Annotated in this window: 5 protein-coding genes and 5 pseudogenes; 2 read left to right on the forward strand and 8 right to left on the reverse strand. The window is 59.7% G+C overall.

Annotation, left to right across the window (positions count from 1 at the left end; genetic code table 11):
* Positions 1 to 579: 579 nt before the first annotated feature.
* Positions 580 to 722: pseudogene (locus ABID26_RS36320) on the forward strand (ornithine cyclodeaminase); the annotation flags it as partial.
* Positions 723 to 952: 230 nt separating this feature from the next.
* Here the strand turns inward: ABID26_RS36320 and ABID26_RS36325 are convergent.
* Positions 953 to 1444: a lytic transglycosylase domain-containing protein gene (locus tag ABID26_RS36325; protein WP_435528647.1), complete on the reverse strand. Its 492-nt coding sequence runs from the start codon at positions 1442 to 1444 to the stop codon at positions 953 to 955.
* Between the two features lie 228 nt (positions 1445 to 1672).
* On the reverse strand, positions 1673 to 1900 hold the full coding sequence (locus ABID26_RS37120) for a DUF736 family protein (RefSeq protein ID WP_435528648.1): 228 nt from the start codon (positions 1898 to 1900) through the stop codon (positions 1673 to 1675).
* On the opposite strand from ABID26_RS37120, the pseudogene istA reads away from it, so the two are divergent.
* A pseudogene (gene istA / locus ABID26_RS36335) lies at positions 1892 to 2603 on the forward strand (IS21 family transposase); the annotation flags it as partial. The gene ABID26_RS37120 and the pseudogene istA overlap by 9 nt on opposite strands.
* Before the next feature lie 70 nt (positions 2604 to 2673).
* On the opposite strand, the gene ABID26_RS36340 reads toward istA, so the two are convergent.
* The 6 genes and pseudogenes from ABID26_RS36340 to ABID26_RS36365 all read right to left on the reverse strand — a co-directional run bounded on the left by ABID26_RS36340 (position 2674) and on the right by ABID26_RS36365 (position 9155).
* The gene (locus tag ABID26_RS36340) at positions 2674 to 4098 is read right to left on the reverse strand and encodes an NAD-dependent succinate-semialdehyde dehydrogenase (RefSeq protein WP_435528650.1); all 1425 of its coding nucleotides are present in this window, start codon (positions 4096 to 4098) and stop codon (positions 2674 to 2676) included.
* Positions 4099 to 4247: 149 nt separating this feature from the next.
* A pseudogene (locus ABID26_RS36345) lies at positions 4248 to 4648 on the reverse strand (RidA family protein).
* Between the two features lie 34 nt (positions 4649 to 4682).
* A pseudogene (locus ABID26_RS36350) lies at positions 4683 to 5534 on the reverse strand (D-amino acid dehydrogenase); the annotation flags it as partial.
* Between the two features lie 440 nt (positions 5535 to 5974).
* Complete coding sequence (locus ABID26_RS36355; protein ID WP_354418319.1) at positions 5975 to 6322, reverse strand: RidA family protein; 348 nt, start codon at positions 6320 to 6322, stop codon at positions 5975 to 5977.
* Positions 6323 to 6907: 585 nt separating this feature from the next.
* Positions 6908 to 8158: a D-amino acid dehydrogenase gene (locus tag ABID26_RS36360; protein WP_354418321.1), complete on the reverse strand. Its 1251-nt coding sequence runs from the start codon at positions 8156 to 8158 to the stop codon at positions 6908 to 6910.
* An 81-nt stretch (positions 8159 to 8239) separates the two neighbouring features.
* Positions 8240 to 9155, reverse strand: a pseudogene (locus ABID26_RS36365) (formyltetrahydrofolate deformylase).
* Positions 9156 to 9179: the final 24 nt, after the last annotated feature.

Below are 9179 nucleotides of genomic sequence, written 5' to 3' on the forward strand. Positions count from 1 at the left end.
AGTCGTCCAGCGCTCGCTGCTCGCCCGCGCTCAGACGGCGACAAGTTCCGCAGTCAAAGCTCTAAGGGATCGAATGCGAGATGGGCCAACCCCGATAGTTTTTGATCGATACGAAGTCATAGTGCCAGCCATGGCGAGTGCGCGATTGCCGTTGCCCCGCAGCGCCACGACGCATCTTCGTCATCGGATTGCCATGACTGTTCACCAGGCGGACATGGTCAGGGGTTCTCCGGAAATAGGGGAGCCCGCGAAGCAGGCCGGCAAGCTTGTCTCCGAACTCCGCCTCTCCGACGGAACCAGTCTCGCTTCCCCAACCCACCAATCTGCAAGACGGCTCCCGCACGCGAGCACCCGGGTTCCAGTTTGTTGCGACTTGCATGACAGGCTCCGAAAGCGAGCGCGGTCAGCTAATGCGACTGTCTCTGGCAAGTAACACTGAACGTAGACAGTATCGCTCATATTTTTGCATTATGATCAACCACACTGACGAAATGGACAGATGCTGATGTACGATCTCGATCACAGGCTGATTGCTGAGCTGCGCGTCAACGCGCGGGCAACGGTCCTACGCTAGCCAAGCTGCCGACACCGGACGGAATCGTTTACGGCTTCAAATACGTCAACGGGCATCCCAAAAATATGGCGGAAGGCCTGCAGACCGTTACTGCCTTCGGGCTGCTTGCAGATGGGGCTACCCGGTTCTTTTGACCGAGATGACGCTACGTCCAGTCCGCAAAAGAATTCCATCGTTCGCCTCCTGCGTTGCTTCACAGGAGCAGATTTTGACGCCGAATCGCCGACCATCGCCAGTTGACCCACGGTCGACGCACAGTTTTGCTGCTCGGCAAGGCGCTCGGCCCAATTACGGGCGGCAATCCCCCGGTCGCCACCACCCCCGGCGCACTCCATGGCACGCCAACGCACGAGGGAACGCGAAGGACTGCGGAGTCGGTCATGGCGCCGATCCGATGCCGCGGTGGGCGACGAACAGCGCTTCGGGCTGCGCGGCCGTCGGAGTTGCGGGTGTCGCTGGGCCGGGCGAGCGGTCTCTGTTCGGCGGGCCGACCGGCGACGTGGGATTGACGGCCAAAACGCCGTCATCGCGCATGATGAAGATCGCCGCCTCGCGCCAATCAAGCGCCCGCGTGACGGCGAATGAGATCTTCGAAGAACGCTCGCCGCGCAGAACGGGCGCAGGCAAAGCGACATAGGCGCGCGTTTCGGCCGGCAAGGGACGGCCCTTCGCGCGGTGCTCGTCATAGCGCGCCGGACCGGCATTGTAGGCGGCGAGCATGGCGGTGACGTCGCCGTAGCGATCCCACATCTCGCGCAGATACGCCGTGCCCGCGAGGATGTTGTCATGCGGGTCGTAGGGGTTGCGGCCAAGAGCATGACGGACGCGAAGCTCCGCCCAGGTGTCGGGCATGACCTGCATCAGGCGCATCGCGTCGGCCGATCAGATTGCGCGCACGTTGCGCGCGCTCTCAGTGCGGAGCACGGCCCGAATCCAGCGTTCTGGAATGCCGAAACGTCGCGACGCTTCGGAGATATGCGCAGCATGGGAATCGGCTGTGGTCGCGCGACCTATCGGAGCGGACGGCGAGGATGTCGCTGGACCGCATCGCCATCAGTCCCGTGCATTGCGCGGCTTCGGGCGATTCCAGTGCAGCGATCAGGCGCTGTCATCGTCGTCGGAGCGGAAGAGGTTCGCGCGGATCGGCTGCGCGAGCGTCGGATCGTCGAGCAGCAAGGAGAGATAGTCGCCAACCTTGTCGCCGGTCCCTAGACTATAGACTAGTTGGCGCTGCTGCCGCCAGTTACGGGACACGTCCCGGAACTGGCGGCTTTTGCCCCGGTGTCGATAGTCCTTTACGGGACGGGAGCGGCGCTGATGATCCAACTTGGAGAAATTCTGATGATATTGGATCTACATCGTCAGGGCCTGTCCGTGGCTGTGATCGCCCGGCAACGGGCCGCGATCCCAAGATAGTCCGCAAATACATCGATTGCGGGCTCGAACTCCCCGCCTACGGACCGGGGCAGGCGGGGCGGCCGAACAATATTGCACCGTTCGTCAACTATTTGCGCGAACGGGTCACAGCTTATCCCGACCTCTCGGCCGCGCGCCTGACGCGCGAGATTCGTGAGCGCGGCTCTGACGGCGCCTACACCGCCGAGAAGCGCTTCGTCGCCGCGATCCGGCAGCCGGAGCAGGTGCGTCCTTTCGAGGTGCGGTTCGAGACCCGGCCGGATGTCAAGCACAGGTCGACTTCGCGCGCTTCGTCACCGAGTTCACCGACGCGCCGGGCGTGATACGCATCTTCTGGCTGTTCTCGCTTGTGCTTGGCCACTCGCGTTACATCTTCGCCCGCTACCTCATGCATCAGGATCTGCAGACGCTGCTGCGCTGTCATGCAGGCTTTCGACGTAATTGGAGGAGTGCCGATGGAAATCCTCTACGACAGGATGAAGCGGTTACCGGCGAAGATAACGAAGGCCACATCATCTACAATCGCTCGCTGCTGGCGCTGGCCAAGCACTTTGGCTTCCAGCCCCGGGCCTGTCGGCCGTATCGCGCGAAGACGAAGGAGCAGGCATCACGATGCACCTTGTTGGAGTTGTTGAGCGACAATTAAATTTGGGCGGACGACCACCATATCGACTGCCGTCTGCTCACAGCCCACCCATGCAGAGATATTTCATTTCAAGGTAATCTTCGAGACCGTGCCGCGACCCCTCACGGCCGATCCCCGACTGCTTTATGCCGCCGAAGGGCGCCGCTTCTGACGACATCCGGCCAGTGTTGATGCCTATCATGCCGTACTCGAGCGCCTCCGCAACCCGCCAGATACGTTTGAGATTTGCAGCATAAAAATAGGCAGCAAGACCATAGATCGTATCATTGACTTCCCGGACCACCTGATCGGGATCGTCGAAGCGAATGATCGGAGCAAGGGGGCCGAACGTCTCCTCCTGAGCGAGACGCATGGTGCTGCAGACGCCGGTGATCACCGTCGGCTCGAAGAATGTCCCGTTGCTGCCGGTACGCCGCCCGCCACAGCGAATCTTGGCCCCTCGCTGGACAGCATCTTCGACATGCCGTTCCACCTTCGCCAGAGCCTGTTCGTCGATCAGTGGACCAACAGAAACATCCGTATCGAAGCCATCGCCGACTTTGAGCTTGCGAACGCGCTCTGTGAACTTTTCGCCAAACTCTGCATAAACGCTCGACTGCACATACAGTCGATTGGCTGAGACACAAGTTTGCCCAGCATTACGGAACTTGGCCTGGATCGCCCCTTCCACGGCGGCATCGATATCGGCATCATCGAAAACGATGAATGGCGCATTGCCGCCAAGCTCGAAACTGATCCGCTTGATCTGGTCTGAGCACTGGCGCATCAACAAGCGGCCGACCTCGGTCGAGCCGGTGAAACTGATCTTACGGACGTCCGGATTGGAGCAGAGTTCGCGGCCGATCACGTCGCCATCGGATGCGTACACCAGGTTCAGAACGCCGTCGGGGAAACCGGCCCTCTGCGCCAGAGCAAAGATCGCTCCTGCGACCAGCGGCGTCTGCTCCGCAGGCTTGAGGATAACGGTACAGCCGGCTGCGAGCGCCGGAGAGATCTTGCGGGCGACCATCGAGGCCGGAAAATTCCATGGCGTGATTGCACCGACGACACCGATCGGCTGTTTGATCACCAGCATGCGCCTGTCGTTGGAGGGTGCCGAGATCGTCTCGCCGTAAATGCGATTGGCCTCCTCGGCGTACCATTGCAGATAGTCTGCGGCATGCAGCACTTCTGACTTCGCCTCTGCCAGCGGTTTTCCCATCTCTGCGGTCAAGATTGCTGCAAGATCGTCGCTGTTGTCGACGATTGACTGATGCCAACGCCACAAGATGTCGGAACGTTCGCGAGCGGTAAGTCCTGCCCATCTCTCTTGCGCTGCATAGGCTCTGGCGACGGCGGCGGAAACGTCCTCGACGGTCATATCGGGAAGTTCCGCCAGAAGCTCACCGCTCGACGGGTTGAACACCGAGAATAGTTCAGGCAATGCAGTCGTGTTCGCGCGCGCCTCCGATCCGATTTGGATAAATCGGTCGGGATGTTTCAGATGCTTGGTGAGCGAAGGCGTAAGCGTCAAGTCCGTTTCTCCTGCGTGATTTTAAGCCCGCCTTTCCGATAGATCTGCGCAGAACAGGAAAACCGGAGCAATGTGACATTGCTCCGGCTCATTCTCCGTCAGCAGGCTATCGCCAGCTTTAGCTGAGAGGGGATAACCGCTTCTATCTCGACCTTGGCGCCTTTCGGTAGGGACTTTACCTCATAGCAGCCCCGCGCAGAATAGGGCTCGCTGAATTAGCCGGCATAGATGCGATTGATGTCGGCAAAATCACCGAGATCCGTCAGGAGCACCGTTGTTTTCACCGTCTTTGCAAGCTCGGTACCAGGGGCTTGGCGATCGCGGCAAGGTTCTTCAGGCACTTTTCAGCCTGCTCGACTGCATTCGGTGAATTAAACTCGCCGGTCGCAGGATCGATCGGCAATTGACCCGAGACGAAGAGCAGATCACCAACCTTAATGGCTTGCGAATAGGGGCCCACGGCGCTAGGCGCGTCGGTGGTGGAAATTGATTCGATCAAAGTTCAGTCCTCCTTGAGTGTGATGTCTTTTGATTCAAGCGTAGCGGCTAAGCGCCAGATCGGTGGCATCGATCTCAGGCTCGTGGCCACTGACGAGATCGGCAATGACGCGGGCAGAGCCGGAGCTTATCGTCCAGCCAAGCGTGCCATGGCCGGTGTTGAGAAAGAGGCCGGCGATCTTCGTCGGACCGATCACTGGCGTCCCGTCCGGCGTCACTGAGCGCAACCCGGACCAGAACGGTGCCTTACTTGCACCGCCGCCCGGGAAGAGGTCCATGACCGAATGTTCAAGCGCGCGCCGGCCGCTTGGCCGAGATCAAATGGTCTAGCCGGAAATCTCACCATGCCGCCGACGCGGATGCGGTCGCCGAGCCGCATGATGGCGATCTTGTAGGTCTCGTCCATGATCGTCGATTCCGGTCGGCGCGAGACATCGGTAATCGGGATCGCCAGCGAATAGCCTTTGACGGGGTAGACCGGTAGCTTAATGCCATAGCGCTTCAGCAGCAGTGGCGAATAACTGCCGAGCGCAACAACGACGGCATCGGCCCTCAGCGTCTCCCACTTGGCCACCACGCCGCGCACCCGGCCGCCCTCGACATCAAGACCGGTTATTTCAGTGCCCCAGGAGAAGCGAACGCCAAGTTGCTCCGCTTTTTTTCGCGAGCGCATTGGTGAACTTGAAGCAGCCGCCGGTCTCATCCTTCGGTGTCAGCAGGCCGCCGACAATCTTGTCGCGCACATGTGCAAGGGCAGGTTCGGCGCGAATGCAGCCGTCGCGGTCGAAAACCTCATATGGAATGCCGTCGGCCGCAAGGGCCTTGACGTTCTTGGCGGATGCATCGAGCTGTGCCTCCGTGCGAAAGAGCTGCAGCGTCCCCTGCATGGTCCTGGTTGGAATTGGGTCGGTTCATCCAGTTTAGGATTGACTGCACGATGATAGTGCTGGCGGAGCAAGCGTCCAAGATCCCGGGAGTTGGATCACAGGCATCTAGAACAAGGGGTCTGTTCAGTCAGTGGAGAAATGCCAGCTAAGAGGAGGCAATTTGGGCACGCCTAAACACGTCTCCAAGCCTGCGGCGATCGACAGGACCTGTTCGTCGGCAAACCGGCGGCCTACGATCTGAGTCCGAACAGCGGCCCTTTCGGCGCATCCCCAGCAGGGAGCGAGAGCGCCGGTAGTTGCGGCAACAGATTGAACGGGCAGGTCATGTCGCCGTGATGTCGCCTTGCAAGAATGGAAGAATTGGAATTAGGAGGAATAGAACGGGCCCAGTAAATCAAGCATAAACGGCCCGCCCCTTAGGGCCCGTCCTTCGCATGACCTCAAATCTGCGCAGCGGTGATGATGACCTCTACGAGATATTCAGGACCTGCCAGCTTAGACTCGCCAGTCGCACGTGCCGGAGCGTTGCCGGGTGCGACCCATGCGTCCCAGACGGCATTCATCTTCTGGAAGTCGGCCATATCTGCGAGCCATATCTGTGCCGAAAGTATCCTCGTCTTATCGGAACCAGACAGCACCAGCAGGCGATCGACTTGAGCCAACGCCTGTTTCGTTTGGGTCGCAACATCTGAGCCGGGATCTCCAACCTGACCTGCCAGGTAAACGGTGCCATTGTGGGCAATGACCTGGCTCATGCGCGCGCCGGATTCAAAACGTGTGATGGTCATGAGTTCGTTCCTATCTAGTTGACCAAGCCCTGCGGCCGGCGTTCGGGGAGAACGCTGCAGCCTTCCGCCAGTGGGCATCTGTTACGGCGAAAGCTTTTAAACGGAATGCTCGAATACCTTTGCGATTGATGCAGTCACAGGCGCGCCTGTCGAACGGAGGAATCTCAATCGGCGAAAAGCACCTGAATGCTCCTTTCGATGATCACTTCCGTACGCGCATCTTTATTGACAGTCGCGACATTCTTTCACGCATTCGGTCCTCCATCGGGCCAGGCTGTTGAGACCGCTCGCAGTCATGAACTGATCCCGCGTCCTTCTTCCATCCGCGCTGTGCTGGGACGTTGCCAAAATCGCCCGAATGCAACCCTCGAGGACTTCCGCCCGTTACTTTCTGATCGATGGTCGGAACATTGACGACTTTCATCCGCCCAACATCGACGTCACCACACCGCGATTCCCCAGATTGGTGCGCCGGAGACTTTGACGCCCGATGACCTGCAGCGGCCGGTGACGGTACGGGCTGACCTCAATGTCGGCCAAGTTAGTTGCGGCTCGCGGCGCGGACATAGGATCCGTAGCTCTTCCTCAGTTCCTGTAAACCAACCCTTGCGGGTCGATTTCGGTCTTGCGGCCCGCGACCAAGTCGGCGAGGAATTTTCCCGAGCCACACGCCATGGTCCAGCCGACATGGCCGTGGCCGGTGTCGAGATAGAGGTTTTTGTAGCGCGCCTGGCCGATCACCGGCACCGAGCTTGGCATCATCGGCCTCAAGCCCGCCCAAAGCTCGGCCTTCTTCTCATCGAAAGCCCCCGGGAACAGCTCCTTGCCGGTCTTGAACATGGCGGCAAAGTCGCGCGGCTGGAAAGTGCGGTCGAAGCCGGTGAACTCGGCTGTCGAGGCGAGACGCAGGCGATTTCCCAGCCTCGAATAGGCGATCCGTTGGTCTTCGTCGACGCCGCCCATCGTCGGCCCCTCGTTCTCGTCCTCAAGCGGCACGGTCGCCGTGTAACCCTTGACCGGATAGACCGGCAGGTCGACACCGTAGCGGCGGCCAAGGAGGCCGCTTTCGGGTCCCATCGCGATGACGACAGCGCCGGCGGCCACTGGACCGGAAGAGGTGACGACGGCTCGCACCCTGTCCCCCTCGATGTCGAGGCCTTCTACGGTAGTGCCGTAAAGGAATCTTACGCCAAGGTTTTCGGCTGCGTAGACGGCGAGCTTTTCAACGAAGTGGCTAGAATCCCCGGTCTGATCGATCGGCGAATAGACGCCGCCGGCTATTTTTTCCTTCGCCGCGGCAAGACCGGGCTCGAGTTCAATTAGCCGATCGCGGTCGATAATTTCGATCGGTAGGCCATGTTCGGCAAGGTAGCGATAATTGTCGGTGCCCGTGTCGAGGCTTTTCTGCGAGCGAAAGAAATAGAGGATGCCCTTCTTGCGCTCGTCGTAGTGGATGCCGGTATCGACCGAGAGCGCGTTGATGCAGTGGCGGGAATAGAGCGCCAAGCGCAGCTTGACTTTGCTGTTGGCTCGCAGACGCGCTACAGTGCACTGGCGCACAAAACGGAGACTCCAGGCGAGGAAATAGGGATCGAAGCGCAGGCGTACCTTGATCCCTAGATCGTGGTTCCAAAGGGCCTGCAGAAACGTTCTGAATGCGGCCGGAGAGGCCCAGGCCGTCGCGTCACCCGGAGAAACAAGACCGGCATTGGACTGGCTGGTGCCGCGCCCAGCCCTCGAATGCCGGTCGACCACTGTCACCTCATGTCCGTCGCTGGCCAGATAGTACGCAGCGGCTGTGCCGACGACGCCGGCGCCGAGCACCACTACTTTCATATACGTTCCTCCAAAAGATGTAACCAGAGTGGGCATATCTTGAGGCCCCGCTCTTTCACGAGCACGGCGACTTCGCATCATTTACCGTAGCAGCCACCTGCTTGCCGTCGATGATGTCAGTCTTGCTCCTCCCATCTGCTCCGATGCATAGCTTCCCGGGCTTGCCGGGAAGACGACGGTGCGGTTGCCGTTGATGAAAGAGCGGTGATGGATATACGCATGGATGGCGCGCGCCAGCACCTGGCTCTCCACATCGCGCCCAATTGACACATAATCCTCGGCAGATTGCGCATGCGTGATGCGCGCCGTGTCCTGCTCGATGATCGGACCTCGTCGAGATCACGTAAAGCGCCGTCCCCCCGATCAACTTTACCCCACGCTCATAGGCCTGCTTGTAGGGGTTCGCCCCCTTGAAGGACGGCAGGAAGGAATGAAGGATGTTGATGATGCGGCCTGACATCTTCCGGCAAAGCGCATTCGACAGAACCTGCATGTAGCGCGCCAGCACCACGAGCTTGGTGCCGGTCTGATCGATATCAAGCAGCTGGGCTTCGGCCTGCGGCTTGTTGTCCTTTGTCACCTTGATGTTGTGGAAGGGGATGTCGTGGTTGACGACGACCTTCTGGTAATCGAAATAGTTGGAGACGCCGCCGACGATGTCGATCGGCAGCGCGGCGGTCTTCCAGCGGTAGAGCAGGTCTTTCAGGCAATGGCCGAAGCGCGAGACCATGAGCAGCACCTTCATGCGCTTCTTGGCATCGTGGATCTCGGCATCCATGGCGAACTTTTCCGCGATCGGCTTGAAGCCTTCGGCAAGCGCCGGCCCGCCCACGCCTTCTTCCGAGATGAAGGAGACGCGCATGAAGAACTTGCCGGTATCGAGATCGTCGAACTGGCTGGAATCGAAGATCTTGCAGCCCTGCTCGGCCAGATAGTTCGAAATCGCCGCTACAATCTCACGTATGGACTTGCAAGTTACGGTGAGTACGCAATGCATATGGTCGTCCGCTCTGAGTTGGCG

The organism is Mesorhizobium shonense, assembly GCF_040545255.1.
Classification (GTDB): Bacteria; Pseudomonadota; Alphaproteobacteria; order Rhizobiales; family Rhizobiaceae; genus Mesorhizobium; species Mesorhizobium shonense.

Bases quoted from the DNA above. Each gene is read 5' to 3' on its own strand.
- ABID26_RS36325 (WP_435528647.1), bottom strand. From the start codon at position 1,444: ATGCGCCTGATGCAGGTCATGCCCGACACCTGGGCGGAGCTTCGCGTC.
- ABID26_RS36355 (WP_354418319.1), bottom strand. From the start codon at position 6,322: ATGACCATCACACGTTTTGAATCCGGCGCGCGCATGAGCCAGGTCATT.
- ABID26_RS36360 (WP_354418321.1), bottom strand. From the start codon at position 8,158: ATGAAAGTAGTGGTGCTCGGCGCCGGCGTCGTCGGCACAGCCGCTGCG.